At 60.2% G+C, this 26,429-nt stretch carries 25 protein-coding genes; 8 read left to right on the top strand and 17 right to left on the bottom strand.

Translation table 11 applies throughout. The annotated features are described in order from the left end of the window. Positions 1 to 54 precede the first annotated feature (54 nt). From PseuLF5_RS14320 to PseuLF5_RS14305, 3 genes are all read right to left on the bottom strand, one after another. Positions 55 to 978: an SdiA-regulated domain-containing protein gene (locus PseuLF5_RS14320; RefSeq protein ID WP_340133812.1), complete on the bottom strand. Its 924-nt coding sequence runs from the start codon at positions 976 to 978 to the stop codon at positions 55 to 57. A 267-nt stretch (positions 979 to 1,245) separates the two neighbouring features. Then, positions 1,246 to 1,911, bottom strand: a complete 666-nt coding sequence (locus PseuLF5_RS14310; RefSeq protein WP_064589697.1) for a fumarylacetoacetate hydrolase family protein — start codon at positions 1,909 to 1,911, stop codon at positions 1,246 to 1,248. 41 nt (positions 1,912 to 1,952) lie between these two features. Next, positions 1,953 to 3,347, bottom strand: coding sequence for an FAD-binding oxidoreductase (locus PseuLF5_RS14305; RefSeq protein ID WP_123469642.1), 1,395 nt, complete (start codon positions 3,345 to 3,347; stop codon positions 1,953 to 1,955). 204 nt (positions 3,348 to 3,551) lie between these two features. On the opposite strand from PseuLF5_RS14305, the gene serA reads away from it, so the two are divergent. Further along, positions 3,552 to 4,781 carry a phosphoglycerate dehydrogenase gene (gene serA, locus PseuLF5_RS14300; RefSeq protein WP_025112046.1) on the top strand — a complete coding sequence of 410 codons (1,230 nt, stop codon included), beginning with the start codon at positions 3,552 to 3,554 and terminating at the stop codon, positions 4,779 to 4,781. Between the two features lie 132 nt (positions 4,782 to 4,913). Here serA and PseuLF5_RS14295 read toward each other — a convergent pair whose 3' ends face one another. Next, on the bottom strand, positions 4,914 to 5,339 hold the full coding sequence (locus PseuLF5_RS14295) for a DUF4399 domain-containing protein (protein ID WP_123469644.1): 426 nt from the start codon (positions 5,337 to 5,339) through the stop codon (positions 4,914 to 4,916). Between the two features lie 135 nt (positions 5,340 to 5,474). Here PseuLF5_RS14295 and PseuLF5_RS14290 point away from each other — a divergent pair, with 135 nt between their 5' ends. Beyond that, positions 5,475 to 6,041 (top strand): transporter substrate-binding domain-containing protein, encoded by a 567-nt coding sequence (locus tag PseuLF5_RS14290; protein ID WP_123469646.1) that lies wholly within the window; start codon positions 5,475 to 5,477, stop codon positions 6,039 to 6,041. A 224-nt stretch (positions 6,042 to 6,265) separates the two neighbouring features. Here the strand turns inward: PseuLF5_RS14290 and PseuLF5_RS14285 are convergent, their stop codons facing one another. Continuing rightward, positions 6,266 to 6,751, bottom strand: coding sequence for a DUF523 domain-containing protein (locus tag PseuLF5_RS14285; RefSeq protein ID WP_340133811.1), 486 nt, complete (start codon positions 6,749 to 6,751; stop codon positions 6,266 to 6,268). A gap of 1 nt (position 6,752) precedes the next feature. Then, positions 6,753 to 7,385 carry a 2OG-Fe(II) oxygenase gene (locus tag PseuLF5_RS14280; RefSeq protein WP_123469650.1) on the bottom strand — a complete coding sequence of 211 codons (633 nt, stop codon included), beginning with the start codon at positions 7,383 to 7,385 and terminating at the stop codon, positions 6,753 to 6,755. A gap of 108 nt (positions 7,386 to 7,493) precedes the next feature. On the opposite strand from PseuLF5_RS14280, the gene PseuLF5_RS14275 reads away from it, so the two are divergent. Then, positions 7,494 to 8,246, top strand: a complete 753-nt coding sequence (locus PseuLF5_RS14275; RefSeq protein ID WP_128615555.1) for a DUF2059 domain-containing protein — start codon at positions 7,494 to 7,496, stop codon at positions 8,244 to 8,246. A 126-nt stretch (positions 8,247 to 8,372) separates the two neighbouring features. Here the strand turns inward: PseuLF5_RS14275 and PseuLF5_RS14270 are convergent, their stop codons facing one another. After that, positions 8,373 to 9,323, bottom strand: coding sequence for an alpha/beta hydrolase (locus PseuLF5_RS14270; RefSeq protein ID WP_222834094.1), 951 nt, complete (start codon positions 9,321 to 9,323; stop codon positions 8,373 to 8,375). A 99-nt stretch (positions 9,324 to 9,422) separates the two neighbouring features. On the opposite strand from PseuLF5_RS14270, the gene PseuLF5_RS14265 reads away from it, so the two are divergent. After that, entirely contained in the window at positions 9,423 to 10,001 is a 579-nt protein-coding gene (locus PseuLF5_RS14265; protein WP_222834093.1) for a DUF6436 domain-containing protein, read from the top strand. Between the two features lie 102 nt (positions 10,002 to 10,103). Beyond that, complete coding sequence (locus PseuLF5_RS14260) at positions 10,104 to 12,515, top strand: penicillin acylase family protein (RefSeq protein ID WP_340133810.1); 2,412 nt, start codon at positions 10,104 to 10,106, stop codon at positions 12,513 to 12,515. Between the two features lie 181 nt (positions 12,516 to 12,696). Here PseuLF5_RS14260 and PseuLF5_RS14255 read toward each other — a convergent pair whose 3' ends face one another. Then, entirely contained in the window at positions 12,697 to 13,662 is a 966-nt protein-coding gene (locus PseuLF5_RS14255) for a GlxA family transcriptional regulator (protein ID WP_340133809.1), read from the bottom strand. Positions 13,663 to 13,816: 154 nt separating this feature from the next. Here PseuLF5_RS14255 and PseuLF5_RS14250 point away from each other — a divergent pair, with 154 nt between their 5' ends. Next, positions 13,817 to 14,455, top strand: a complete 639-nt coding sequence (locus PseuLF5_RS14250; protein WP_128615552.1) for an HD domain-containing protein — start codon at positions 13,817 to 13,819, stop codon at positions 14,453 to 14,455. Positions 14,456 to 14,605: 150 nt separating this feature from the next. Here PseuLF5_RS14250 and PseuLF5_RS14245 read toward each other — a convergent pair whose 3' ends face one another. From PseuLF5_RS14245 to PseuLF5_RS28185, 8 genes are all read right to left on the bottom strand, one after another. Then, a complete protein-coding gene (locus PseuLF5_RS14245) occupies positions 14,606 to 15,496 on the bottom strand; it encodes an ABC transporter permease subunit (RefSeq protein WP_123469660.1) in 891 nt (296 codons plus the stop codon). Continuing rightward, a complete protein-coding gene (locus tag PseuLF5_RS14240; protein WP_185015842.1) occupies positions 15,493 to 16,374 on the bottom strand; it encodes an ABC transporter permease subunit in 882 nt (293 codons plus the stop codon). The genes PseuLF5_RS14245 and PseuLF5_RS14240 overlap by 4 nt, the downstream gene beginning before the upstream one ends. Before the next feature lie 35 nt (positions 16,375 to 16,409). After that, positions 16,410 to 17,552, bottom strand: coding sequence for an ABC transporter ATP-binding protein (locus PseuLF5_RS14235; RefSeq protein ID WP_103302476.1), 1,143 nt, complete (start codon positions 17,550 to 17,552; stop codon positions 16,410 to 16,412). 67 nt (positions 17,553 to 17,619) lie between these two features. Continuing rightward, entirely contained in the window at positions 17,620 to 18,717 is a 1,098-nt protein-coding gene (locus PseuLF5_RS14230) for a polyamine ABC transporter substrate-binding protein (protein ID WP_128615879.1), read from the bottom strand. Between the two features lie 188 nt (positions 18,718 to 18,905). Beyond that, entirely contained in the window at positions 18,906 to 20,015 is a 1,110-nt protein-coding gene (locus PseuLF5_RS14225) for a polyamine ABC transporter substrate-binding protein (protein WP_322375268.1), read from the bottom strand. Positions 20,016 to 20,186: 171 nt separating this feature from the next. Further along, positions 20,187 to 21,551: an aspartate aminotransferase family protein gene (locus PseuLF5_RS14220; protein WP_123469668.1), complete on the bottom strand. Its 1,365-nt coding sequence runs from the start codon at positions 21,549 to 21,551 to the stop codon at positions 20,187 to 20,189. A 56-nt stretch (positions 21,552 to 21,607) separates the two neighbouring features. Continuing rightward, the gene (locus PseuLF5_RS14215) at positions 21,608 to 22,966 is read right to left on the bottom strand and encodes a glutamine synthetase family protein (protein ID WP_007967993.1); all 1,359 of its coding nucleotides are present in this window, start codon (positions 22,964 to 22,966) and stop codon (positions 21,608 to 21,610) included. Positions 22,967 to 23,062: 96 nt separating this feature from the next. Continuing rightward, the gene (locus tag PseuLF5_RS28185; RefSeq protein ID WP_128615877.1) at positions 23,063 to 23,419 is read right to left on the bottom strand and encodes a gamma-glutamyl-gamma-aminobutyrate hydrolase family protein; all 357 of its coding nucleotides are present in this window, start codon (positions 23,417 to 23,419) and stop codon (positions 23,063 to 23,065) included. 278 nt (positions 23,420 to 23,697) lie between these two features. On the opposite strand from PseuLF5_RS28185, the gene PseuLF5_RS14210 reads away from it, so the two are divergent. Together PseuLF5_RS14210 and PseuLF5_RS14205 are read left to right on the top strand one after the other, a co-directional pair. Then, positions 23,698 to 25,074 (top strand): glutamine synthetase family protein, encoded by a 1,377-nt coding sequence (locus PseuLF5_RS14210; protein ID WP_128615876.1) that lies wholly within the window; start codon positions 23,698 to 23,700, stop codon positions 25,072 to 25,074. 276 nt (positions 25,075 to 25,350) lie between these two features. Beyond that, positions 25,351 to 25,983: a TetR/AcrR family transcriptional regulator gene (locus PseuLF5_RS14205; RefSeq protein WP_123469672.1), complete on the top strand. Its 633-nt coding sequence runs from the start codon at positions 25,351 to 25,353 to the stop codon at positions 25,981 to 25,983. 186 nt (positions 25,984 to 26,169) lie between these two features. Here the strand turns inward: PseuLF5_RS14205 and PseuLF5_RS14200 are convergent, their stop codons facing one another. Then, on the bottom strand, positions 26,170 to 26,385 hold the full coding sequence (locus tag PseuLF5_RS14200; protein WP_007967989.1) for a TOBE domain-containing protein: 216 nt from the start codon (positions 26,383 to 26,385) through the stop codon (positions 26,170 to 26,172). Between the last annotated feature and the right edge of the window lie 44 nt (positions 26,386 to 26,429).

Here is a 26,429-nt window from a genome sequence, read left to right as displayed (position 1 = left end):
TTGAAGCTTAATGGCCACTTGCCTTAAACCACAAGACAACCCCGGCAGCAGAGGCTATTTGTGTTTTTCGAAGCGGTAAAACAGGTTGGGTTCACTGACCATGTACAGCGTACCGGCCTCGTCCATGGTCACGCCTTCGGCACGGGGAATGGTGTTTTTCAGACCGTTGAAGCCGCCCAGCAGGGTCATGAAGCTGACCTGTTCGCCTTTCTCGTCCAGCTCCAGCAACAGGTGCGAATCGGCAGACAGCACCAGGGTGTGCTGAGTGCGCGGGTCAATCGCCAGGGCCGAGAGGTTGCGGATATCCAGCTCATCATTGGCAAGCTTCTGCTTGTCACCCTTGAGGATCTGGCTGCCGTCGCTTTTCCAGGTGAACAGCGCCGGCGGACGTTCTTCGCCCAACAGCAGTTGCTGGTTGTGCGGGTCCCAGGTAATCGCTTCGAAGGCTTTGTTCTGATCTTTCGACGGGCCGAGATCGTACTTGGGGAAGTCGGCGATGTTCAATTCGCGAGTGTCGGCATCGACCTTGACGATCGAGAGCATGTGCTGACGCTCATCGACAATGGCCATCAGGCCGTTCTCCATGACCGTCAGGCCTTCCGGATTGCTCCAGCCCACCAGCGGCATTTTGCGCAGCACATCGCCGTGCAGGGTGAGCTCGACCAGGAACGGATTTTTGCCCATCACCGAAAACAGGGTCTTGGTCTGCGGATTGTAGGCGAGGTCCGAGGCCTCGTCCTTTTCCATGCCCGGCAGCAGTTTGCCGTCGATGACCACCCGATAGTCCGGCAACCAGACGCTGGCTTTCTGCTCGACCTGGCTCTCGAAACGCTCGCGCACCCAGAGCAGGCCACGGTCATCCCAATGCATGGCAAACGCCAGACCATAAGCGGCGGCAAGCACCAGCAACAGCCAGACATACCAACGCAGGGCAAAACGTGAACGACGAGGAGAATCGAGCTGAGTTTGAGCAGACATCAGGGACGCATTCCGAATATTCAGGCTATGGGTAATAGCACAAAGAGGCCGGCTCAGACGCCAGAATGAGAGGAATTATCCGGACAGGATGTGAAAAAAACGGCAAATGGCGGGATTGTCGTGTGCTGCCAACCATCTTCAGGGCCCCACAAAACAATGTGGGAGCGAGCTTGCTCGCGAAGACGGAGTGTCAGGCAACGATGATGTCGACTGACCTGGCGCCTTCGCGAGCAAGCTCGCTCCCACAGGGGATTTGCAGTGTTGCGGTTAGCGTACGCTGCTGGTGAAGCGGCTCGCGCCGACCAGTTCGAGCACGATGTCGTCGCCGACATTCAGCGGACCGACGCCCACCGGGGTGCCGGTGAGAATCACGTCGCCGGCCTGTAGCGAGAAGCAGCCGGCCATGTGCTGAATCATCGGCACGATCGGGTTGAGCATCGCGCTGCTGTTGCCGTCCTGGCGCACTTCACCGTTGATGGTCAGGCGTATGCCGATGTCGGTCAGGTCAGCGAAGGTGCTGCCGACCACGAACGGGGCGATCACCGCTGCGCCGTCGAACGACTTGGCGATTTCCCACGGCAGGCCCTTGGACTTGAGCTCGGCCTGCTTGTCGCGCAGGGTCAGGTCCAGCGCCGGGGCGAAACCGGAGATCGCGTCGAGCACCTCTTCGCGGCTCGGCTTGGTCGACAGCGGCTTGCCGATCAGCACAGCGATTTCCGCTTCGTAGTGCACCGAACCGCGCTCGGTCGGAATGCTGAACCCGCCTTCCAGCGGCACCACACAACTGCCCGGCTTGATGAACAGCAACGGTTCGGTCGGGACCGGGTTGTCCAGTTCCTTGGCGTGTTCGGCGTAATTACGGCCAATGCACACGACTTTCCCGATCGGGAAGTGAATGCGCGTGCCGTCGACATACTGGTGCTGATAGCTCATTTACCGACTCCTGCCTTCATTGATTCATCAAAGATTGCCCATCAAACCGCGAAGATCTTGCCCGGGTTCATGATGCCGTTCGGGTCGAACACCGCCTTGACCGCTTTCATGTACTCGATTTCGACCGGCGAACGGCTGTACGTCAAGTAGTCGCGCTTGGTCATGCCCACGCCGTGCTCGGCGGAAATCGAACCGTTGTACTTCTCGACGGTTTCGAACACCCACTTGTTGACGGTTGCGCACTTGGCGAAAAACTCGTCCTTGCTCAGGTTATCCGGCTTGAGGATGTTCAGGTGCAAGTTGCCGTCGCCGATGTGGCCGAACCAGACGATTTCGAAGTCTGGATAGTGTTCGCCGACGATCGCGTCGATTTCCTGCAGGAATGCCGGCACTTTCGACACGGTGACCGAGATGTCGTTCTTGTACGGCGTCCAGTGCGAGATGGTTTCGGAGATGTATTCGCGCAGCTTCCACAGGTTCTGCAGCTGGGTTTCGCTCTGGCTCATCACGCCATCCAGCACCCAGCCCTGCTCGACACAGTGCTCGAAGGTTTCCAGCGCGCTGTTGGCCACTTCTTCAGTAGTCGCTTCAAATTCCAGCAGCGCGTAGAACGGGCAATCGGTTTCGAAGGGGGCCGGTACGTCGCCACGGCCCAGCACTTTGGCCAGAGCCTTGTCGGAGAAGAATTCGAACGCGGTCAGGTCGAGCTTGCCCTGGAAAGCGTGCAGTACCGGCATGATCGAATCGAAATCGGCAGTGCCAAGGACCATCGCGGTGAGGTTTTTCGGCGCGCGATCCAGACGCATGGTCGCTTCGACGACAAATCCAAGGGTGCCTTCAGCGCCGATGAACAATTGGCGCAGGTCATAACCGGTGGCGTTCTTGATCAGGTCTTTGTTCAGCTCCAGCACATCGCCCTTGCCGGTCACCACCTTCATGCCGGCGACCCAGTTGCGGGTCATGCCGTAGCGAATCACCTTGATCCCGCCGGCATTGGTGCCGATATTGCCGCCAATCTGGCTGGAACCGGCCGAAGCGAAGTCCACCGGGTAGTACAGGCCGTTTTCTTCGGCGACGTTCTGCAAGTGCTCGGTGACCACGCCCGGCTGACACACGGCGGTGCGGTCGGTGAGGTTCACGTCGAGAATCTGGTTCATGTAGTCGAACGACACCACCACTTCGCCATTGGCGGCCACGGCGGCGGCAGAAAGCCCGGTGCGCCCGCCGGATGGCACCAGCGCCACCTTGTGGGTGTTGGCCCAACGGACGATGGCCTGCACCTGCTCGATAGTCTTGGGAAACACGATGGCACTTGGCGCCGGGGCGAAGTGCTTGGTCCAGTCCTTGCCGTACGTGTTCAGGGAGTCGGCATCGGTCAGGACCTTGCCAGGCTCGACCAGGGTCTTCAGTTCATCAATCAGGGCAGGATTGGTCATCGACAGAACTCTCGAACAATTCATGGTCATCCTGAAGACGCTTCACGTCGCAGGAATGAGTGTTTCGCGGGGTGGCTATGCTAGCATACCGACCCCGCAGGCCAGTGCCCAAGGCCAGTTCTGCGGTGACGGCTTTCTTGTCGTCCAGGTCAATGTCTGTTGACCATTTCCTGCCATTTTTCTCCGGGATACAGGTTTACGCAGATGAGCAAGACTTCTCTCGATAAGAGCAAGATCAAGTTCCTTCTTCTCGAAGGCGTCCACCAATCGGCTGTCGACGTCCTCAAGGCGGCGGGCTACACCAGCATCGAATACCTGACAGGCTCCTTGCCGGAAGCCCAGCTCAAGGAAAAGATCGCTGACGCTCACTTCATCGGCATTCGTTCGCGCACCCAACTGACCGAAGAGATCTTCGATCACGCGAAGAAGCTGGTGGCAGTCGGCTGTTTCTGCATCGGCACCAACCAGGTTGACCTGAGTGCTGCCCGCGAGCGCGGTATCGCCGTGTTCAACGCGCCGTACTCCAACACCCGCTCCGTTGCCGAGCTGGTACTGGCCGAAGCCATCCTGCTGCTGCGCGGCATCCCGGAGAAGAACGCTTCCTGCCACCGTGGCGGCTGGATCAAGTCCGCAGCCAACTCCTTCGAGATCCGTGGCAAGAAACTGGGCATCGTCGGCTACGGCTCGATCGGTACGCAGCTGTCGGTTCTGGCGGAAGGCTTGGGCATGCAGGTGTTCTTCTATGACACCGTGACCAAGCTGCCGCTGGGCAACGCCACTCAGGTCGGCAACCTGCACGAGCTGCTGGGCATGTCCGATATCGTCACCCTGCACGTACCGGAAACCGCTGCGACCCAGTGGATGATCGGCGAGAAGGAAATCCGCGCCATCAAGAAGGGCGGCATCCTGATCAACGCCGCGCGCGGTACCGTGGTCGAGCTGGACGCCCTGGCGGACGCGATCAAGGACAAGCACCTGATCGGCGCAGCCATCGACGTATTCCCGGTGGAGCCACGCTCCAACGACGAAGAGTTCGAAAGCCCGCTGCGTGGCCTGGACAACGTGATCCTGACCCCGCACATCGGCGGTTCGACCGCCGAAGCGCAAGCCAACATCGGTCTGGAAGTGGCAGAAAAACTGGTCAAGTACAGCGACAACGGTACGTCCGTTTCGTCGGTGAACTTCCCGGAAGTGGCCCTGCCGGCTCACCCTGGCAAGCACCGCCTGCTGCACATCCACGAGAACATCCCGGGTGTGATGAGCGAGATCAACAAGGTCTTCGCCGAAAACGGCATCAACATCTCCGGTCAGTTCCTGCAGACCAACGAGAAAGTCGGTTACGTGGTAATCGACGTCGACGCCGAGTACTCGGAGCTGGCGCAAGAGAAGCTGCAACACGTCAACGGCACCATCCGTAGCCGTGTGCTCTTCTAAGAGCAGCTACAAGCCTCAAGTTACAAGCGGCAAGTGATGTTCGCTTTTGCTTTGACTTGAGGCTTTCAGCTTGAGGCTTTCAGCTTGAAGCTTGCAGCTGTAAAAAAGGGAGCCCCGAAGGGCTCCCTTTTTTTATTCGACGTTAACGGTGATTTTCTTCGAGACGATTGGCGGATCGAACGGCATGTGGCCGCTGTCGCCCAGCTCCAGTTGCAGGGTGTGCTTGCCCGGTGCCAGTTTGATCGTGGCCTCGGTCTGCGCCTTGCCGAAGTGCATGTGGTTCGCATCATTCGGAATCGGCGCGCCTGCCGCCGGCAGCTTGTCGACGTCGATCAGCAGGTGGTGGTGCCCGGTGTTTTTGGTGACATCACCGGCCGGAGCCAACGCGACATCCTTGGTACCGAACTTGACTTTGAATTCCTGGGAAACCGTGGCCCCGTCCTCGGGAGAAACGATGAACACTTCAGCGCCCTTGGGGGCCGGAGTCGCTGCACTGGCCAGCACTGAAACACCCATCAACAGGCCAGCCAAGGCTGCTCGTGACATAAACGTTTTCATTCTATTCTCCAGTTTTTCCGTAAAATCCGCGTGGTCATGACAACTTCATGACCATTCGTTGTCGAAGGCACTCGACAACCATAGCAAAGCGAGCCTGAATCAGAGCGTCGCGATAATGATTTCAAAGGAGTGACCATGCGTTTTCTGCCTGGCCTGATCTGCCTGCTACCCCTTTTGAGCCCTCTGGCTCACGCCGAACTGATTGATGACGTCAACGACCGTGGCGAGCTGCGCATAGCCCTTGAGGCTAATACACCGCCCTTCAATTACAAGGACGATGGCGACAAACTCACAGGGTTCGAGGTCGAGCTGGGACAACTGCTGGCCAACGAGCTGGACGTGCGCGCCGAATTCATCGTCACTGACGAAGCCGACCTGCTCCAGGGCGTTGAAAGCGGCAAGTACGATGTTGCGCTCAACCACATGGCACTGACACCGGAACTCAAGGATCGTTTCGATTTCAGTGAGTCTTACGGCAAGGCCGATGCGCAGTTGCTGGCGAAGAAGGATGAGCAGCCACGGCCGATGGTGCTGGTGCAGGCATTGACGGAAGAGAAGCCAAAAGCGGCGGCACCGGTCGAGTTGGCGATTCCGTTTCAGAAGGGCAATCCGGCGTTTCAGGCCAGCCTTGCGGGTGCACTGCAGCGGATCAAGGCGGACGGGCGCCTGGCGGCGCTGACCGAGAAGTGGTTTAAGCCTTAAAAGCCCCTCACCCTAACCCTCTCCCAGAGGGAGAGGGGACTGATTGGGGGATGCTTCAGAGATACGCCGACTTGGGATCGCTATACCGAATCCGAAATCGACTGATCATGGCTTTGTCGAATCCATAAGCGATAAGGTCTTTCAGCTCGATGCAAGACGCCAGACCCCGCGGTCGGCCCCCTCTCCCTCGGGGAGAGGGCTGGGGTGAGGGCAACGATTCCGGATCAGTCCAAAGCCGCCAGAGCCACCGCCGCCAGGGGCAGTTCGAGTTCACTGAAAACCTGCACGCCATGGCGCTTGAGCAGCGCGGCCGTTACGCCTTCGCCTGAGACTTTCACTCCGCTGAACGTCCCGTCGTAAGTCAGCAGATTGCCGCAAGAAGGACTGTTGGCCTTGAGCAGCGCCACCCGAATGCCGTGTTTCTGCACCAACGCCAGCGCCTGGCGTGCTCCGTCGAGAAACTGCGCACTGACATCCTCGCCCTCGGTAGTGATTACCGCCGCGACGCCATCAAGCACTTCACCACCCTGCCCGCCCGGAATCTCCGCCGCCGCCCGTGGCGTCGGCAACCCACCGGCGACTTCCGGACACAGCGGCACTACGCGCCCTTCGGCGATCCACTGTTCGAGCAAATCAAACGGCCCGCTGGCCCCGCCGTCGTAACGCACGCGGTGGCCCAACAGGCAGCGACTGACCAGAATCTTGTCCATTTCAGAACGGCTCGTTGCCACGGCGGCGGAACCAGCCGGTCAGCGACAGGCGCTCGCGGTTTGCCGGCAGCACTTCATGCGGCACTTCACCGGAGAGGAACACCACCAGACAACCGCCAGTTGGCTGCACGTCGTGCACGCGGTCGTCGTTCAGGTACATGCGCAGTTGCCCGCCATCCTCCGGCAACCACGCGTCATTGAGGTAGACCACCACCGAGACCATGCGCTTGTCGTCGTCGCGAAAACGGTCGACGTGCTTGCGATAAAAAGCACCCGGCGGATACAGCGCGAAATGGCATTCAAAGTCCTCAAGACCAAGAAACAAGCCTCGGTTGAGTGCCTCGCGCAGGCTCTCCATAAGATTCAAATAGCGGTCGCTAGAATCGGCCTGGCCCGGATCGATCCACTGAATGTGGTCGCCGCGAATCCCCTCGCGAATCTCTGAAAACGGCCCACGCCCGACCGCCGCCGGCGCCAGTTCACCCTCGGCTTCACGTTTACGGCACTCGGCCGCCAGCTCGCGGGTCAAACCGGCGGGCAGGAATATGTTCTGCTGCGACCAGCCATGTTCGGCCAGGTCATCGACGATGCGTAACAGCAGTGGGTGTTCAGAGGATATTTGCATGGCGCGCATAGTATGTCGGCGGCAGGAAATCCGACAGAGCCACGCAGCGGCTTGCTACGAATTCTCGACAAGTACCGGCACCGCACGGAGAATAGTCCGCTGCTGACAGGAGTCCCTATGCGCCGTTTGCTTTTTTCACTGTTGATGTTCTGCGTTTTGCCCGCCTGGGCGGACGGCCACGATCAGTTGTACAAGATCGCCGGCTGGCCAGATCAACGTGCGCACTTCAATGACGCCCTCAGTGCCGCACAGCAGCGCTATCAGAACAGCCTGCCACCCGCCGTGTTTCAGGCGCTGGTCAACAACAGCAACCAGCGCTTCGCTCCCCAGGCCATGGATCAACGCGCCGAAGCCCAGCTGCGGCAGCACCTCGCCGACCCGAAACCGGCCCTGGCCTTCTTCCAATCGCCGCTGGGCAGGAAAATCGTCGCCGCCGAATTGCTCGCGACCCGCCGCGATCAACTGGCGAAGAATGCCAAGGGCCTGCCGAAGATGCCGGCCAGTGACAATCGCCTGCTGATCATTGGCCACCTCGCCCAGGCGTTGCCGGCCCGTGAAGCCGGCGCTGAAGTGAGCCTGGCGATTGCCGGTGTGGCGGCCGACAGCTTGAGTTCGATGATCCCCGGCCTGCTCGGTGGGGGCCAGGCGCAAGGTATGTTGAATGGGCAGCGCCAGCGCTTGATGGAGCAGATTGGCGCCGACATGAACAACACCCTGCTCTACGTTTATCGTGATCTGTCGGATGACGAACTGGAGCAGTTCGCGACCTTTGCCGAGTCCGCCGAGGGCAAGGCTTATTATCAGGCGGCGCTGGCAGCGATTCGGGCGGGGCTGGCGGTGGGGCAAAGCGCTTCGAGTCTCAGCCAGTAATCGTTAAAGCCTGTCAGACCGCCATCGCTGGCAAGCCAGCTCCCACAGGGATCTTTAGTGAACGCAGGATTTGTGGACACTTGAGAATCCGTGGGAGCTGGCTTGCCAGCGATGAGGTCAGTAAGGTTACTGAAGATTGCGCCCTCTGATCCGCTTGCTCAGAAACTCGAAATACTCCTCGCGCATCTCCGCCGTTTCATTGGCCAGGTGATGCCGCGCCTCCGGCAGCAGCAGGATCTGCGGTCGATCAAACTTCCACTTCAACACCTGCAAATTGTGCTGCCAGTCCACGGTCATGTCCGCCTGCCCCTGAATGATCAGTGGCCGTCGCGGGCTTTTTTTCGCGTGTTCTACACGGATGATCCAGCGCGACAGTGCGCCGACCCACGCCGTCGGCAAGCGTTTGGGCTGTAACGGATCGGCCTGCAGGAACGGCAGGAAGGCCGGGTCGTTGGAGTTTTCGCTGAAGCGCCGGGTGACGCCCCGCACGAAAGGCCTCAGCAGGTAATAACTGAGCTGCGACCAGCCCCACGCGCGCGGGCGCACCAGCGGCGCCAACAGAATCAGCTGACCTTGCGCCGGGCTGCCCTCGCCATGGTTGAGCACGTGATCGACCACAATCGCCCCACCGGTGCTTTGCCCGCACAGATGCCACGGCTGCGGCAACGCAATCGAACGCGCCTCGGCGAACAACGCCTGCAACATATCCTGGTACTCAGCGAAATCGCGAATGCTCGCCCGTGGCCCGCTCGACAGGCCGTGCCCCGGCAAGTCGCAGGCGATCACCGCGAAATCCTGATCCAGCGCCCACTCGATCACATGCCGATAGAGACCGGTGTGATCGTAGTAACCGTGCAACAGAAACAGCGTCGCCTTGACCTTCTCCGGCCACCAGCAGTGGCTGACCAGCTCATAGCCATCGACCTCGAAACGGCCCATGCCACGCCAGACATCACGCTCGGGGAAGTCGGTTTTGTAAAAGCGCTGATAGGCCTTGGCCTCGTCCGACAACGGCTGCCACTCGACCAAGGGCTTGAGGCTCGCGCGTAAATGATCGGGATCGAAAGTGTCAGGCATGCAGTCATTCCAAAGCGGTAAACAGACTTTATCGGCCTGCGATATTCATCTGTAGTGGCAGACATGGCAAGCTAGCCGACCTTTCGAGGATCGAAAACCATGCGCCCGCCCTACCGCACCGCACTGTTTGCCAGCCTGCTCGCCTTGGTCTGCGCCGGCGTGCTGTGGGCGGCGTACGACTGGTTTCAGGGGCGTTATCTGCGCGCGTTCAGCGAACACACGGCGGTGTTTTCCGGCGACCCGTTGCGCCTGCCGGATGAACTGTCCGGCCCGGGGCCGATTCGCCTGGTGCACTTCTGGGACCCGGCCTGCCCGTGCAACGTCGGCAATCAGCAACACCTGACCGAGATGGTCGAGCACTTCGGCAGCAAAGGCGTCGAGTTCTTTGCCGTGCAGAAGGCCGGCAGCCACGGCCAGTTACCCGCCACCCTCGGCAGCCTGAAAACCATCACCGTTTTACCCGGCTCCGAGCAGATCCCCGCCAGTCCGGCGGTAGCGATCTGGGACCGCAACGGCAAACTGGCGTACTTCGGCCCCTACAGCGAAGGCCTGACCTGCAACTCCAGCAACAGTTTTATTGAACCGATCCTCAATGCCTTGACGGAGGATCGCCAGGTCAACGCCACGCACACCCTGGCGGTCGGTTGTTATTGCCCGTGGCCGGTGGTGACGCAGTAAGGCATTCCGGACTTTTCGAGGACAGCGATGCACGGCACGGAAGGTCTGTGCTAATTGTTTGCAGCCCGACGGGCGGCAATCCCGCATGCACAAGGAGTCACCATGAAACGCGTGTTCACCGTTCTTGCCTTGCTCATCTTAGTGTTGCTCGCCGGCGCCGGCTGGTACGTCTACAGCAAACTACCCACACGTCAGGGCCAGGTGGAGTTGCGCAACCTGCAAGGTTCGGTGACCGTGCGTTACGACGAGCGCGGCGTGCCGCACATTCGTGCCGAGAACGAAACCGACCTCTATCGCGCCCTCGGCTACGTACATGCCCAGGACCGCCTGTTCCAGATGGAAGCCATGCGCCGCCTCGCCCGCGGCGAACTGGCCGAAGTGCTCGGGCCGAAGCTGCTCGACACCGACAAACTGTTCCGCAGCCTGCGCATCCGCGAACGCGCCGCCAGTTATGTCGCCAGTCTCGATAAACAGTCACCGGCGTGGAAGGCCCTGCAAGCCTATCTGGACGGCATCAACCAATATCAGGACAGCCACGCCGCGCCGGTGGAGTTCGACGTGCTGGGCATCCCCAAGCGGCCGTTCACGGCTGAGGACAGCATCAGCGTCGCCGGTTACATGGCCTACAGCTTTGCCGCCGCGTTTCGCACCGAACCGCTGCTGACCTACGTGCGCGACCAGCTCGGCGCCGATTACCTGAATGTCTTCGACCTCGACTGGCAGCCCAAAGGCGTGCTGGCCAAGGGGCACGCGAAAGCCACCCCAGGCCTTGCGGCAGCTGACTGGAAAGACCTCAACGCCCTCGCCCGCCTCAGCGAGCAGGCCTTGCTCGACAACGGCCTGCCTCAGTTCGAAGGCAGCAACGCCTGGGTGATCGCCGGCAGCCGCAGCCAGAGCGGCAAACCGCTGCTGGCCGGCGACCCGCACATCCGTTTTTCGGTGCCATCGGTGTGGTACGAGGCACAGTTGTCGGCGCCGGGCTTCGAGTTGTACGGCCATCATCAGGCGCTGGTGCCGTTTGCATTTCTGGGGCACAACCTGGATTTCGGCTGGAGCCTGACCATGTTTCAGAACGACGATCTGGACCTGATCGCCGAGAAGGTCAATCCGGATAATCCGAATCAGGTCTGGTACCACGGCCAATGGACCGACATGGTCACCAGCGAGCAACAGATCAAGGTGAAGGGCCAGACACCGGTGACCCTGACCCTGCGTCAGTCACCCCACGGCCCGATCGTCAACGACGCCCTTGGCGCGGCGGCGGGCAAGACGCCGATCGCCATGTGGTGGGCGTTCCTCGAAACGCCGAACCCGATCCTCGAAGGTTTCTACCAGCTCAATCGCGCCGACACTCTGGCCAAGGCCCGCGCCGCCGCAGCCAAGGTGCAGGCACCCGGATTGAACCTGGTGTATGCCAACGCCAAGGGCGATATCGCCTGGTGGGCATCGGCGTTGCTGCCCAAGCGGCCGGCCGGGGTGAAACCGGGCTTCATTCTCGACGGCAGCAGCGGTCAGGCGGACAAGGACGGTTACTACCCGTTCAGCGCCAACCCGCAGGAGGAGAACCCGGCGCGCGGTTATATCGTCTCGGCCAACTTCCAGCCGCTGTCGCCGACCGGCATGGAGATTCCCGGTTACTACAACCTGGCTGACAGGGGCCAACAGCTCAACCGCCAACTCAGCGACAAAAGCGTGAAGTGGAACAACGAGGCCAACCAGAAACTGCAACTGAGCACCACCACCGCCTACGGCCCGCGCACGCTGGCGCCGTTGCTGCCGGTACTGCGTGAAGTGGTGAGTGATCCGGCGCAACTGAAGCTGGTCGAGCAACTGGCGCAATGGCAAGGCGACTATCCGCTGGATTCGGTCGGTGCCACGGTGTTCAACCAGTTCCTCTACGACCTGGCCGATGCGGCAATGCGTGATGAGCTAGGCAATGATTTCTTCGACACGCTGCTGTCGACCCGCGTGATCGATGCCGCCCTGCCGCGCCTGGCGGCGAACGCCGACTCACCGTGGTGGGACAACCGCAACACGCCGAACAAGGAGACTCGAGCCGACATCGTCAAAGCGGCGTGGCAGGCGAGCATGGCGCACCTGAAACAGACCCTCGGTGACGACACGAAGAGCTGGAAATGGGGCATGGCGCACACCCTGACCCATGGTCATCCGCTGGGTCAGCAGAAGCCACTCGAGCGGATTTTCAATGTCGGGCCATTCGCCGCGCCAGGTAGCCATGAGGTGCCGAATAACCTGTCGGCAAGAATCGGCCCGGCGCCATGGCCGGTCACGTACGGGCCCTCGACACGACGTCTGGTGGACTTCGCCGACCCGGCGCACAGCCTGACCATCAACCCGGTCGGTCAAAGCGGCGTGCCGTTCGACAGTCACTACGACGATCAGGCTGAAGCGTATGTCGACGGGATGTATGTGCAGGCACATTTCAATGCCGAAGAGGTGACGGCGAATACGCGCAGTACGTTGAAGCTGTTGCCTGCGCGGGCAGCACCTTAAAAGCCCCTCACCCTGGCCCTCTCCCAGAGGTAGAGGGGACTGATCGGGGGGATGCTCATGGCTTACACCGTCCTGACTCTGCTTTGCCGAATCCATAATCGATAAGGTCTTTCAGGTCGATGTAAAACGCCAGACACCGCGGTCGGCCCTCTCTCCCTCCGGGAGAGGGCTGGGGTGAGGGTTAAAGCGCCACCGCAAAATTCAGCCGAAACTGCTGCGGCGTCACGCCAAGCCGGCGTTTGAACACACTGCGCATGTGTTGCGCATCGCGAAAACCACACTGATACGCCACAGTCTTCAACGGCGCCGCCGTACTTTCCAGCATCACCCGCGCCGCATCCACTCGCGCCCGCTCGACGAACTCCGCTGGCGTGACCTTGGCTTCGCGCGCAAACACCCGAGAGAAATTGCGCGCACTCATGTTCGCCGCATTGGCCAGATCAGCGATCGTCAGATCACCAGTCAGATTGGCCAATACATAAAGCTGCACCATTGCCACCGCCGACGTCGGCTCCGCGTGCGGCGTCAGGAACGGACTGAACTGCGACTGGCCACCGGAGCGCTGAGTGAACACCACCAAGCGCTTGGCCACGCTCAGCGCCACTTCAGCACCGTGATCACGCGCCAGCAGGTACAACGACAGATCGATCCCCGCCGTCACCCCGGCCGAGGTGTAGAGCGCGCCGTCCTCGACGTACAGACGATCCGCCTCAACCTGTGTGGTCGGGCACAGCCGGGCCAACGCCTCGGCATCGTTCCAGTGCGTGGTGACGGTGCGCCCTTCCAGCATTCCGGCGCGCGCCAGCATGAACGCGCCGTTGCAGATCGAACCGAAGCGCTGCGCCCGTGCACACGCCTCGCGCAGCCACTCGTCGAACGTCGCGCCGAAATCCATGAAGGGCAGTTGCGGGCCGCCAGCGACCAGCAGCAGATCGTAGGCGTCGAGTGCTTCGCTGAAATGCCGATGGGCATTCAGGGTCAAACCGTTGGAGCAGGCCATCGGGCCGCGTTCGACGCCGATCACTTCGAGCCGATAGTGATCCTCGGGCGCCAGGAAGCGATTGGCCTCGGCGAATACATCCATCGGGCCACTGACGTCCAGCGACTGCACGCCGGCGAACACGACGATGGCGACGGTTTTGGTCATGGCGGCAAAGCTCCTTTGGGTCTCTGATCCGAGTTGGCACGATTTGCAGGTGGATTGGCAAGGATCGCAGCCATGGGTCGATTGTTCGCTTCCAGCGCCGGGAACAGACTTTCCCCATCAGCGCCACAACGGCGTTTCAGTGAGGAAACCTGCCATGACCACGACCATCGCCGGCATCAAAATCCCCGACAGCGCCCTCGCTCGGGCCAGCACCGAATACATCCGCGACATCGAATCCGACCTGCTCTACCACCACTCGCGCCGGGTCTTTCTATTCGGCGCATTGAGCGGCGAGCGCCAGCAACTGGCTTACAACCCGGAGCTGCTGTACGTCGGCGCAATGTTCCATGACCTCGGTCTGGTCGAAGGTCACCGCAGTGATGACGAGCGTTTCGAAGTGGACGGCGCCAACGCGGCAGCGGCGTTTCTCAAACCGTACGGGCTCAGCGATGACGACATCGAGCAGGTCTGGCTGTCGATTGCCCTGCACACCACGCCAGGCGTGCCGAAGTATCTGCGCCCGACGGTGGCGCTGGTCACCGCTGGCGTCGAGATGGATGTGCTGGGCATGGATTACGCCGCGTTCAGCACCGTGCAGCGTGAGGCGGTGGTGCATGCGCATCCGCGCGGAGAAGGGTTCAAGGAGTGCATCATCTGCGCGTTTGCCGACGGCTTGCGCCATCGTCCGCAGACCACGTTCGGCAATGTGAAGACCGATGTATTGAAAGATCAGGAGCCGGGGTTCAAGCCGATGAACTTTGTCGAGGTCATCCGTAACTCTCCCTGGATTTGAAGATCACCAGAAACAAACTGTGGGAGCGAGCTTGCTCGCGAATGCGGTGGGTCAGGCAACATTTCCATCGACTGACACGCCCTCTTCGCGAGCAAGCTCGCTCCCACAGGGATTGGGGTTGATCACAGATCTGTAATCAACCCCATTGGCTTACGCCGCTTCCGGCGCCGGTGCGCGACGTACGTCCGGTTGTTTCCACGAATCGGCGGCGCCTTCTTCGATGGCTTGCTGGATGGCTTTCTTGCGCGCCTCTTCGGCACGGCGGCTGAAGAACCAGACCATGAAGGTCACCAGCGATACCGCCAGCAGAATCAGGCTGGCCACGGCATTGATCTCCGGCTTCACGCCCAGACGCACCGCCGAGAACACTTCCATCGGCAGGGTCGTCGAGCCCGGCCCGGAGACGAAGCTCGCCAGCACCAGGTCGTCCAGCGACAGGGCAAACGACATCATGCCGCCCGCTGCCAGCGACGGCGCGATCATCGGGATGGTGATCAGGAAGAACACCTTCCACGGCCGTGCACCGAGGTCCATGGCCGCTTCTTCGATCGACAGGTCCAGCTCACGCAGACGCGCCGACACCACCACCGCCACATAAGCCGCACAGAACGTCGTGTGGGCGATCCAGATAGTGACGATGCCACGTTCCTGCGGCCAGCCGATCATCTGCGCCATCGCCACGAACAGCAGCAACAGCGACAGACCGGTGATCACTTCCGGCATCACCAACGGCGCGGTGACCAGGCCACCGAACAGCGTGCGGCCCTTGAAGCGGGTGATGCGGGTCAGCACGAACGCTGCCAGCGTGCCCAGCGCCACCGCGGCGACCGCGGTGTAGCAGGCGATTTCCAGCGAGCGCAACACCGAGCCCATCAATTGCGTGTTGTCGAGCAGGCCGACGTACCACTTGATCGACCAGCCGCCCCACACTGTCACCAGTTTCGAGGCGTTGAACGAGTAGATCACCAGGATCAGCATCGGCAGGTAGATGAACAACAAACCCAGAACCAGCATCAGGCTGGAGAAACGGAAGCGCTTCATTCTTTACCCTCCATTTCCTTGGCCTGACTGCGGTTGAACAGGATGATCGGCACAATCAGGATCGCCAGCATCACCACCGCCAGGGCGGACGCCACCGGCCAGTCACGGTTGTTGAAGAACTCTTGCCAGAGCACTTTACCGATCATCAGGGTTTCCGGGCCGCCAAGCAGTTCCGGGATCACGAACTCACCCACCACCGGGATGAACACCAGCATGCAGCCGGCGATGATGCCGTTTTTCGACAGCGGCACGGTGATTTTCCAGAAGCTGTTGAAGGTGCTCGAACCGAGGTCCGACGCCGCTTCCAGCAGACTGGTGTCGTGTTTTACGAGGTTGGCGTACAGCGGCAGGATCATGAACGGCAGATACGAATAGACCACACCGATGTACACGGCGAGGTTGGTATTGAGGATCTGCAGCGGCTCGTCGATCAGGCCCATGCTCATCAGGAACCCGTTGAGCAGGCCGTTGTTGCTGAGGATGCCCATCCACGCGTAAACGCGGATCAGGATCGCGGTCCAGGTCGGCATCATGATCAGCAGCACCAGCACCGTTTGCAGCTCTTTACGGGCACTGGCGATGGCGTAGGCCATCGGGTAGCCGATCAGCAGGCAGAGAAGGGTGCTGAAAAACGCCATCTTCAGCGAGCCGAGGTACGCGGCAATGTACAACTCGTCGTCGCCGAGCATCGCGTAGTTGCCCAGGTTCAGCAGCAACTGCAGCTTCTGCTCGGCGAAGGTGTAGATCTGGGTGTACGGCGGGATGGCCACGTCGGCTTCGGCGAAGCTGATCTTCAGCACGATGAAGAACGGCAGCATGAAGAACAGAAACAGCCAGATGAACGGGACCCCGATGACCAGTTGGCGGCCACCGGGAATTATTCGATTGAGGCGGCGTTTGAATTTGCGCATGTTCATGAGCGAAGTACCACGCCGCTGTCGTCTTCCCACCACACGTAAACCTGGTCACCCCAGGTCGGGCGGGCGCCGCGGCGTTCGGCATTGGCGACGAACGATTGCACCAGCTTGCCGCTCGGCAACTCGACGTAGAACACCGAGTGACCGCCCAGGTAGGCGATGTCATGCACCTTGCCGCTCGACCAGTTGTATTCGCAGGTCGGCTGATCGGCGGTGACCAGCAGTTTCTCCGGACGGATCGCGTAGGTGACCGATTTGTCCTGCACCGACGTGCTGATGCCGTGGCCGACGTAGATCTGCCGGTCGAGGTCCTTGCAGGTGATGGTCGCGTGGCCTTCGGCGTCGTCGATCACTTCGCCTTCGAAGATGTTCACGTTGCCGATGAATTCGCAGACCAGACGGCTGGTCGGGGTTTCGTAGATGTCGATCGGGCTGCCGATCTGGGCGATCCAGCCCAGGTGCATGATCGCGATGCGCTCGGCCATGGTCATGGCCTCTTCCTGGTCGTGGGTCACCATCACGCAGGTCACGCCCACGCGCTCGATGATCTCCACCAGCTCCAGTTGCATCTGCGACCGCAGTTTTTTGTCCAGTGCGCCCATCGGCTCATCGAGCAACAGCAGCTTCGGCCGCTTGGCCAGGGAACGCGCCAGCGCCACGCGCTGCCGCTGACCGCCGGACAGTTGATGCGGCTTGCGCTTGGCGTACTGGCTCATCTGCACCAGCTTGAGCATTTCAGCTACGCGGGCGTCGATCTCGGCCTTGGGAATCTTGTCCTGCTGCAGGCCGAACGCGATGTTCTGCGCCACAGTCATGTGCGGGAACAGGGCGTACGACTGGAACATCATGTTGATCGGTCGCTCGTACGGCGGCATGTCGGTGATGTCGACGCCGTCGAGGAAAATGCGCCCCTCCGTGGGCCGTTCGAACCCTGCCAGCATCCGCAGCAGGGTGGATTTGCCCGATCCCGAACCGCCGAGCAGGGCGAAGATCTCACCCTTCTTGATTTCCAGGGACACATCGTCCACGGCAATCGTCTCGTCGAACTTCTTCGTGACCCGGTCGATTTTGACCAACACCTGTTTAGGTGTCTGGTCGCCCTCGAGGGCTTTCTTATAGGCGCCGGAGGCAACTGCCATTTACGAAACTCCCAGAAAAAAACAGTGCAGTTCGCCCAATGCAGACGAACCCAGGATAGTTTGTGCCTTACTTGCCCGACTTGACCTTGGTCCAGCTACGGGTCATCAAACGCTGAATATTGGGTGGCAACTCGACCGACACGTAAGTCTTGTCGAGAACGGCCTGCGGTGGATAAACCGCTGCATCGGTGCGGATGGACTGTTCCATCAGCTTGTCCGCCCCCGGGTTGGGGTTGGCGTAACCGACGTAATCACTGACCTGGGCGATGACCTCAGGTTTCAGCAAATAGTTGATGAAGGCGTGCGCCTCCTTGACGTTGGACGAGTCCTTCGGAATCGCCAGCATGTCGAACCACAGCGCGCCGCCTTCTTTTGGAATCGAGTACGCGATGTTCACGCCTTTCTTGGCTTCCTCGGCGCGATGCTTGGCCTGGAACATGTCACCGGAGAAACCGATGGCCACGCAGATGTCGCCGTTGGCCAGGTCGCCGATGTATTTGGACGAGTGGAAGTAGGTCACGTAAGGACGCACCGCGAGCAACTTGTCGGTGGCTTTTTCGTAATCCTTGGGGTTGGTGCTGTTGGCGTTCAGGCCCATGTAGTTGAGCACGGTCGGCATCATTTCATCCGCCGAATCGAGGAACGCGACGCCGCAGCTGTGCAGTTTCTTGATGTTCTCGGGCTCGAACAGCACGCTCCAGGAGTCGATCTTGTCGACACCGAGCACTTCCTTGACCTTGTCGACGTTGTAACCGATGCCGTTGGTACCCCACAGGTACGGCACGGCGTACTGGTTGCCGGGATCGTTCTGTTCCAGGCGCTTGAGCAGCACCGGGTCGAGGTTGGAATAGTTCGGCAATTGCGCCTTGTCGAGCTTCTGAAACGCGCCCGCCTTGATCTGCTTGCCGAGGAAGTGGTTCGACGGCACGACCACGTCGTAACCGGTACGCCCGGCCAGCAGCTTGCCTTCCAGGGTTTCGTTGGAATCGAACACGTCGTAGACCGGTGTGATCCCGGTGGCTTTCTGGAAGTCGGCCAGGGTCGTCTCGCCGATGTAGTCCGACCAGTTATAAATATGCACCGTACCGGCGGCCTGGGCTCCGACAGCAATGGTCAGGCCGGCAGTGGCCAGCAGGGCTTTGCGCAAAGAAGAAAAAATAGGCAAGTGGAGGTCCTCTAATTTAATTGGGCCCAAGTTGCCCCGCGTTACATGACAGCCATGGCTGCCCGGAAACAAAACCGGCGCGCAACTTACCCTCGAAAAACCGTTCCTGCAAAACTTCCTGTCATTTAATTGATCCGCTGACCGCCCTCACAAACGACGACGGCCAGCGGTTACGGCTTCAAACCGGCTTATTTACCGGATTTGATCTTGGTCCAGCTGCGGGTCAATTCACGCTGGGTCGCCGCTGGCAGATCGGCGATGGCATACAACTTGGCCTGCACATCGGCTGGCGGGTAGATGCCTGGATCGCTGGTGATGTCTTTCTCTACCAGAGGTGTTGCAGCGGCGTTACCGTTCGGGAAGCGTACGGCGTTGGTGATGCCGGCCATGACTTCAGGCTTCTGCAGGAAGGTCATGAACTTGTAGGCGCCTTCAACGTTTTCGGCATCCTTCGGAATCGCGACCATGTCGAAGAAGCTGCCCGCGCCTTCCTTCGGAATGGCGTAGCTGACTTTGACCTTGTCACCGGCCTCGGCAGCACGGGACTTGGCCTGCTGCACGTCACCCGAGTAGCCGACCGCTACGCAGATGTTGCCGTTGGCCAGGTCCGAGATGTACTTGGAGGAGTGGAAGTAGGTGATCGAAGGACGAATCTTGAGGAACAGTTCCTCGGCCTTCTTGATGTCTTCTTTCTTCTGGCTGTCGGTTGGCAGACCCAGGTAGTGCAGCGCGACCGGCAGCATTTCGGTCGGCGAATCGAGGAAGCTCACACCACAGCCCTTGAGCTTGGCGATGTTTTCCGGCTTGAGCAGCACGTCCCACGAGTCGATGGTGTCGACGCCCAGCGCAGCCTTGACCTTCTCCGGGTTGTAGCCGATGCCGATCGAGCCCCACATGTACGGGAAGGCGTGCTTGTTGCCCGGGTCGCTGACCGATACGGCCTTGAGCAGGTCCTGGTTCAGGTTCTTCCAGTTAGGCAGCTTGGACTGATCCAGTTCCTGATAAACGCCGGCCTTGATCTGCTTGGCCAGGAAGTTGTTCGACGGCACAACGACGTCGTAACCGGACTTGCCCGCCAGCAGTTTGGCTTCCAGGGTTTCGTTGCTGTCGAATACGTCGTAGACAACCTTGATCCCCGACTCCTTCTCGAAGTTGGCGATGGTGTCCGGGGCGATGTAGTCGGACCAGTTGTAGACGTGCAGCACCTTGTCGTCCGCGTGAACCGCACCCGCCATCATGCCCGCTACGGACAAAGCGAGAAGAGTCTTGCCAGCAAGCTTTTTACCTAATGCCTTCATGCGTCATGCTCCAAATTTTTCTTTTTTGAACCACTCTGTTCAGCGGCCGAACCCGGACAACTGGAACCGCGGCTAGTCTGGCAAGATCGGAGGCGGTCTTTCAACAAAAGGCCGACCTTTCTGACACCATCGAGCGAGAGCGCCGCGGCTCCCTCGCTCGAAGCCTAGCACTTAGGCCTGCAACGCACTGAGGGTCAGGTCCAGACACTTGCGTGCCTTTGTAACGAGCTCGTCGATCTCCGCCTTGCTGATCACCAGCGGCGGCGCAATGATCATGGTGTCGCCCACGGCGCGCATGATCAGGCCGTTATCGAAGCAGAACTGCCGGCAGATCATGCCCACGCCCCGACCTTCGTAACGCTTGCGAGAGGCCTTGTCCTGCACCAGCTCGATCGCCCCGAGCAGACCGACCCCGCGCACTTCACCCACCAATGGGTGATCGTTGAGTTCGCGCAGACGTTTCTGCAAATACGGTGCCGTTTCGTTACGCACGTTCTCGATAATTTTCTCGTCGCGCAAAATCCGGATATTTTCCAGACCCACCGCTGCTGCCACCGGGTGCCCGGAGTAGGTGAAGCCGTGGTTGAAATCACCACCTTCGTTGAGCACCTTCACCACTTCGTCGCGAACGATCAGGCCACCCATCGGGATGTAGCCGGAGGTCAGGCCTTTGGCGATGGTCATCATGTCCGGTTTCAGGTCGTAGAAATCCGAACCGAACCACTGGCCGGTACGGCCGAAACCGCAGATCACTTCATCCGCCACGAACAGAATGTCGTACTTGGCGAGGATTTCCTTGATGCGCGGCCAGTAGCTGTCGGGCGGAATAATCACGCCACCAGCGCCCTGAATCGGCTCGGCAATAAAGGCACCGACGTTGTCCACGCCGACTTCGAGAATTTTCTCTTCCAGCTGGTTGGCCGCCCAGAGGCCGAACTCTTCCGGCGACATGTCGCCGCCCTCGGCGAACCAGTACGGCTGCGCGATGTGGACGATGCCCGGAATCGGCAAGTCGCCCTGCTCGTGCATATAGGTCATGCCACCCAGGCTCGCGCCGGCCACGGTGGACCCGTGATAGCCGTTCTTGCGGCTGATGATGACTTTCTTGTTCGGCTGGCCCTTGATCGCCCAGTAGTGGCGAACCATGCGCAGCATGGTGTCGTTGCCTTCGGAGCCCGAGCCGGTGAAGAACACGTGGTTCATGCCTTCAGGTGCCACGTCGGCGATGGCCTTGGCCAGTTCCAGTGCCGGCGGGTGCGCGGTCTGGAAGAACAGGTTGTAGTAAGGCAGTTCGCGCATTTGCTTGGCAGCCGCGTCAGCCAGCTCATCGCGGCCATAACCGATCGCCACGCACCACAGACCCGCCATGCCATCGAGGATCTTGTTGCCCTCGCTGTCCCACAGGTACACGCCCTTGGCGTTGGTGATGATCCGTGGGCCCTTCTCTTTCAGCTGCTTGAAGTCGCTGAACGGGGCCAGGTGGTGATCGCTGCTCAGGGCTTGCCACTCACGGGTTTGCGGGTTGTTGCTGGTCATGCCAATTCTCCTTGTTATCGGTGAAGGCACGGCTGCTGCCAGCCGTGCCCGGCGTATCAGACGGCGAAGAGCAGGTACTCACGCTCCCAGGAACTGATCACGCGCTTGAAGTTTTCATGTTCGGCCCGTTTAACCGCGACGTAGCCAGTGATGAAGGTTTTGCCCAGGTATTTCTCGATGGTCGCGCTGTTTTCCATGCGCTCGAGGGCGTCTTCGATGGTCAGCGGCAAGCGCAGGTTGCGGCGTTCATAGCCACGGCCAACGACTGGCGCGCTCGGGTTGAGGCCCTCGACCATGCCGATGTAGCCGCAGAGCAGGCTTGCGGCAATCGCCAGGTACGGGTTGGCGTCGGCGCCCGGCAGGCGGTTTTCCACACGGCGATTCTGCGGCCCGGCATCCGGAACGCGCAGGCCCACGGTGCGGTTCTCTTCGCCCCACTCCACGTTCACCGGCGCCGAGGTGTCCGGCAGGAAGCGGCGGAACGAGTTGACGTTCGGCGCGAACAGCGGCAGCAATTCCGGGATCAGTTTCTGCAGGCCACCGATGTGGTGCAGGAACAGCTGGCTCATGGTCCCGTCTTCATTGGAGAACACGTTCTTGCCGGTCTCGATGTCGATGATGCTCTGGTGCAAGTGCATCGCACTGCCCGGCTCACCGGTCATCGGCTTGGCCATGAAGGTGGCGGCCACGTCGTGCTTGAGCGCGGCTTCGCGCATGGTGCGTTTGAACACCAGGATCTGGTCGGCCAGCGACAGGGCGTCGCCATGACGGAAGTTGATTTCCATCTGCGCCGTGCCGTCTTCGTGGATCAGCGTGTCGAGGTCCAGCTCCTGCAGTTCGCACCAGTCGTAGACGTCTTCGAACAGCGGGTCGAATTCGTTCGCCGCTTCGATGGAGAACGACTGACGACCGATTTCCGGACGACCCGAACGGCCAATCGGCGGCTGCAACGGATAGTCAGGGTCGTCGCTGCGCTTGGTCAGGTAAAACTCCATTTCCGGCGCGACGATCGGCTGCCAGCCCTTGTCGGCGTAGAGTTTCAGGACTTTCTTGAGCACGTTGCGCGGCGACAGCTCGATCGGGTTGCCTTGCTTGTCGTAGGTGTCGTGGATCACTTGGGCGGTCGGCTCGATCGCCCACGGCACCAGGTACACGGCGTTCTGGTCGGGGCGGCAGATCATGTCGATGTCGGCCGGGTCGAGCAGTTCGTAATAGATGTCGTCTTCAACGTAGTCGCCGGTCACGGTCTGCAGCAACACACTCTCTGGCAGGCGCATGCCTTTTTCGGCGATGAACTTGTTGGTCGGCGAGATCTTGCCGCGGGTGATACCGGTCAAGTCGCCGATCATGCATTCGACTTCTGTGATCTTGTGGTCTTTCAACCAATCGGTGAGCTGGTCGAGGTTGTTACTCATAAATGCCTCTGGGCTGAGTCTCCTGACAGGGGTGTCAGGCAAAGTTTGACGCCGTGACGTCGCGTTAAAGGGTGCTTGCTTGCGCGCAGTGCCGGCTTACGCCTGGCACCGCGCATCAACAATGAAAGAGGAGCTTACCTGCCCTTTACGCTGGCGTTGCATTTCCTGTGCACATTCAAGGCGTGCAGAATCATGAGCACGGCTCGAAGAGCGGCACAGGCTTTGGGACTCAAAGGGATCTATAGTGAAAGGAGACGCCATAAACAGGATGCCTTGCCGTACGTCCAGAATAACGGACGCGACCGTTCTGGCTGCTGCCGACGAGACCGGCATAGACAGCCCGCGAGCCTTGCTGGCTGCGCTACGGACGGATTGATCGCCACTGATGTGATGAGCATGCAGACCGGACTGTTGCGAGCAGTCGGTGATGCCGATTAACGGCAGGCGAGACATGAAGCACCCCGGTATTATTGCTGTTATGGGTTTGATCCGAGCTTAGCCTTGTTCATTTTTTTACACAACACCCCCGTAAAAAATACAACACGGCCTGCTCAAGCCTGCGGGTGCCAAGCGTCCCAAGGATAAAAAACCGCCCCAAAGTGCCCCATAAATGCCCCCGCAGCGCTTTTTTAGGGCAAAAAAGGCCTCGCTTGACTTCGGCAGGCCGTTCGGGTTGACTGAAACTAGAAAAGATCAATGATTGATATTTTTAACAACAAAGGTGTTGCATCATGTCGGTACCCCCGCGTGCCGTTCAGCTTAACGAAGCGAACGCGTTCCTTAAGGAACATCCTGAGGTTCTGTACGTTGACCTTCTGATTGCGGATATGAATGGTGTGGTGCGCGGCAAGCGCATCGAACGCACCAGCCTCCACAAGGTTTACGAGAAAGGCATCAACCTGCCGGCCTCTCTATTTGCTCTGGATATCAACGGCTCTACGGTGGAAAGCACCGGCCTGGGCCTGGACATCGGCGACGCCGACCGGATCTGCTATCCAATCCCCGACACCCTGTGCAACGAGCCATGGCAGAAGCGCCCTACCGCGCAACTGTTGATGACCATGCACGAACTCGAAGGCGACCCGTTCTTCGCCGATCCGCGCGAAGTGCTCCGTCAAGTTGTTGCAAAATTTGACGAGATGGGCTTGACCATCTGCGCCGCGTTCGAACTCGAGTTCTACCTGATCGACCAGGAAAACGTGAACGGCCGTCCACAGCCGCCACGCTCGCCGATCTCCGGCAAACGCCCACACTCGACTCAGGTCTACCTGATCGACGACCTCGACGAATACGTCGACTGCCTCCAGGACATTCTGGAAGGCGCCAAAGAGCAAGGTATTCCGGCCGACGCCATCGTCAAGGAAAGTGCCCCGGCGCAGTTCGAAGTGAACCTGCACCACGTCGCCGACCCGATCAAGGCGTGCGACTACGCGGTACTGCTCAAGCGTCTGATCAAGAACATCGCCTACGACCATGAAATGGACACCACCTTCATGGCCAAGCCGTACCCAGGCCAGGCAGGCAATGGTCTGCATGTGCACATTTCGGTACTCGACAAAGATGGCAAAAACATTTTTGCCAGCGAGGATCCCGAGCAGAACGCCGCGCTGCGTCACGCGATCGGCGGTGTGCTCGAGACCCTGCCGGCGCAGATGGCTTTCCTCTGCCCGAACGTCAACTCGTACCGTCGCTTCGGCGCGCAGTTCTATGTACCGAACTCGCCGTGCTGGGGCCTGGACAACCGCACCGTGGCGATCCGCGTACCGACCGGTTCTGCCGATGCCGTGCGTATCGAGCACCGCGTGGCCGGCGCCGACGCCAACCCGTATCTGCTGATGGCTTCGGTCCTGGCGGGTGTGCATCACGGTCTGGTGAACAAGATCGAACCGGGCGCTCCGGTCGAAGGCAACAGTTACGAGCAGAACGAACAAAGCCTGCCGAACAACCTGCGCGATGCATTGCGCGAGCTGGACGACAGCGAGGTGATGGCCAAGTACATCGATCCGAAATACATCGATATCTTCGTCGCCTGTAAAGAGAGCGAGCTGGAGGAGTTCGAACACTCCATTTCCGACCTCGAGTACAACTGGTACCTGCATACCGTTTAAACGGATTGCGAACCAGATAAAACGCCGTCGGCTCCTGCAGCCCACGGCGTTTTTTTATGACTAACCAGCCATCTCTGTTGATGGGGTGGATGGCCGCCTGCGGCGGATCGCTGGCAAGTCGAATCGTCGCACCGCAGCTCCCACAGGGTTCTGTTGGGTACTCAAAATGTGTGCTCTACACAGATCATTGTGGGAGCTGGCTTGCCAGCGAAAGCGGTCGACAAGACAACACGGAACCCGGCTCGTACAATGCCCCCTGCCCCGCAGGAGACTTCCATGACGCGTCCCGCCCCCGTCCGCAAACCCCGTGCCCGCAGCCAGGCGCGGATCGATTCGATTCTCGACGCCGCGCGCACACTGCTGGCGGCCGAAGGCGTGGCCAGTCTGTCGATCTACAGCGTCGCCGAGCGCGCACAGATTCCGCCCTCCTCCGTGTACCACTTCTTCGCCAGCGTCCCGGCGCTGCTGGAAGCGCTGACCGCCGACGTGCACGCGGCCTTTCGCGCCTGCCTGCAAGCACCGATCGATCATCAGGCCCTGCGCGACTGGCGTGACCTGTCGCGGCTGATCGAACAGCGGATGCTGGAGATCTACGACGAAGACGCCGCCGCGCGCCAGTTGATCCTGGCGCAACATGGCCTGACCGAAGTGACCCAGGCCGACCGCCAGCACGACATCGAACTGGGCGACCTGATGCACAAGCTGTTCGATCATCACTTCGAATTGCCAAGGCTGCCGGAGGATGTCGATGTGTTTGCGCTGGCGATGGAGCTCGGCGACCGCGTGTATGCGCGCTCGGTGCAGCAGCACGGGCAGATCACGCCGCGCATGGCCGAGGAAGGGATGCGGGTGTTTGATGCCTATATCGGGTTGTATCTGCCGCCATATCTGCCCAAAAGAAATCTCTAGCGCCCTCACCGCCCTCTTCGCGAGCAAGCTCGCTCCCACAGTGATTTGTAGTGAACACAACATCTGTGAACGACACCGAACCTGTGGGAGCGAGCTTGCTCGCGAAGGCCGCGCCGCAGTTTTCAGATCAGGCACAAAAAACCCCGAAGGGCTCACGCCCTCCGGGATTGTTTTTTACTCACCGGCTTACAACTTGGCGATCGACACCTCGGTGGATTTCACAAAGGCAATGACTTCGCTGCCCACCGCCAGTTCGAGCTCCTTGACCGAACGGGTGGTGATCACCGAAGTGACGATGCCGGAGGCGGTCTGCACGTCGATTTCCGACAGCACGTCGCCGAGAACGATCTCCTTGATCGAGCCTTTGAACTGGTTGCGCACGTTGATGGCTTTGATAGTCATGATATTTCTCCTGGGGTCGAAATAAGCTGCAAGTTGCGAGTTCC

It is taken from the genome of Pseudomonas sp. LF-5 (genome assembly GCF_037626295.1).
Classification (GTDB): domain Bacteria; phylum Pseudomonadota; class Gammaproteobacteria; order Pseudomonadales; family Pseudomonadaceae; genus Aquipseudomonas; species Aquipseudomonas monsensis.
Note: the sequence above shows the minus strand (reverse complement) of the source record. Positions and strands in the feature narration are given on the sequence as shown.

Bases quoted from the DNA above. Each gene is read 5' to 3' on its own strand.
- PseuLF5_RS14205 (WP_123469672.1), top strand. From the start codon at position 25,351: ATGACGCGTCCCGCCCCCGTCCGCAAACCCCGTGCCCGCAGCCAGGCG.
- PseuLF5_RS14250 (WP_128615552.1), top strand. From the start codon at position 13,817: ATGACCACGACCATCGCCGGCATCAAAATCCCCGACAGCGCCCTCGCT.
- PseuLF5_RS14320 (WP_340133812.1), bottom strand. From the start codon at position 978: ATGTCTGCTCAAACTCAGCTCGATTCTCCTCGTCGTTCACGTTTTGCC.
- PseuLF5_RS14255 (WP_340133809.1), bottom strand. From the start codon at position 13,662: ATGACCAAAACCGTCGCCATCGTCGTGTTCGCCGGCGTGCAGTCGCTG.
- PseuLF5_RS14215 (WP_007967993.1), bottom strand. From the start codon at position 22,966: ATGAGTAACAACCTCGACCAGCTCACCGATTGGTTGAAAGACCACAAG.
- PseuLF5_RS28185 (WP_128615877.1), bottom strand. From the start codon at position 23,419: ATGTCTCGCCTGCCGTTAATCGGCATCACCGACTGCTCGCAACAGTCC.
- PseuLF5_RS14270 (WP_222834094.1), bottom strand. From the start codon at position 9,323: ATGCCTGACACTTTCGATCCCGATCATTTACGCGCGAGCCTCAAGCCC.
- serA (WP_025112046.1), top strand. From the start codon at position 3,552: ATGAGCAAGACTTCTCTCGATAAGAGCAAGATCAAGTTCCTTCTTCTC.
- PseuLF5_RS14210 (WP_128615876.1), top strand. From the start codon at position 23,698: ATGTCGGTACCCCCGCGTGCCGTTCAGCTTAACGAAGCGAACGCGTTC.
- PseuLF5_RS14200 (WP_007967989.1), bottom strand. From the start codon at position 26,385: ATGACTATCAAAGCCATCAACGTGCGCAACCAGTTCAAAGGCTCGATC.
- PseuLF5_RS14260 (WP_340133810.1), top strand. From the start codon at position 10,104: ATGAAACGCGTGTTCACCGTTCTTGCCTTGCTCATCTTAGTGTTGCTC.
- PseuLF5_RS14220 (WP_123469668.1), bottom strand. From the start codon at position 21,551: ATGACCAGCAACAACCCGCAAACCCGTGAGTGGCAAGCCCTGAGCAGC.
- PseuLF5_RS14305 (WP_123469642.1), bottom strand. From the start codon at position 3,347: ATGACCAATCCTGCCCTGATTGATGAACTGAAGACCCTGGTCGAGCCT.
- PseuLF5_RS14265 (WP_222834093.1), top strand. From the start codon at position 9,423: ATGCGCCCGCCCTACCGCACCGCACTGTTTGCCAGCCTGCTCGCCTTG.
- PseuLF5_RS14275 (WP_128615555.1), top strand. From the start codon at position 7,494: ATGCGCCGTTTGCTTTTTTCACTGTTGATGTTCTGCGTTTTGCCCGCC.
- PseuLF5_RS14285 (WP_340133811.1), bottom strand. From the start codon at position 6,751: ATGGACAAGATTCTGGTCAGTCGCTGCCTGTTGGGCCACCGCGTGCGT.
- PseuLF5_RS14290 (WP_123469646.1), top strand. From the start codon at position 5,475: ATGCGTTTTCTGCCTGGCCTGATCTGCCTGCTACCCCTTTTGAGCCCT.
- PseuLF5_RS14295 (WP_123469644.1), bottom strand. From the start codon at position 5,339: ATGAAAACGTTTATGTCACGAGCAGCCTTGGCTGGCCTGTTGATGGGT.
- PseuLF5_RS14280 (WP_123469650.1), bottom strand. From the start codon at position 7,385: ATGCGCGCCATGCAAATATCCTCTGAACACCCACTGCTGTTACGCATC.
- PseuLF5_RS14245 (WP_123469660.1), bottom strand. From the start codon at position 15,496: ATGAAGCGCTTCCGTTTCTCCAGCCTGATGCTGGTTCTGGGTTTGTTG.
- PseuLF5_RS14235 (WP_103302476.1), bottom strand. From the start codon at position 17,552: ATGGCAGTTGCCTCCGGCGCCTATAAGAAAGCCCTCGAGGGCGACCAG.
- PseuLF5_RS14310 (WP_064589697.1), bottom strand. From the start codon at position 1,911: ATGAGCTATCAGCACCAGTATGTCGACGGCACGCGCATTCACTTCCCG.
- PseuLF5_RS14225 (WP_322375268.1), bottom strand. From the start codon at position 20,015: ATGAAGGCATTAGGTAAAAAGCTTGCTGGCAAGACTCTTCTCGCTTTG.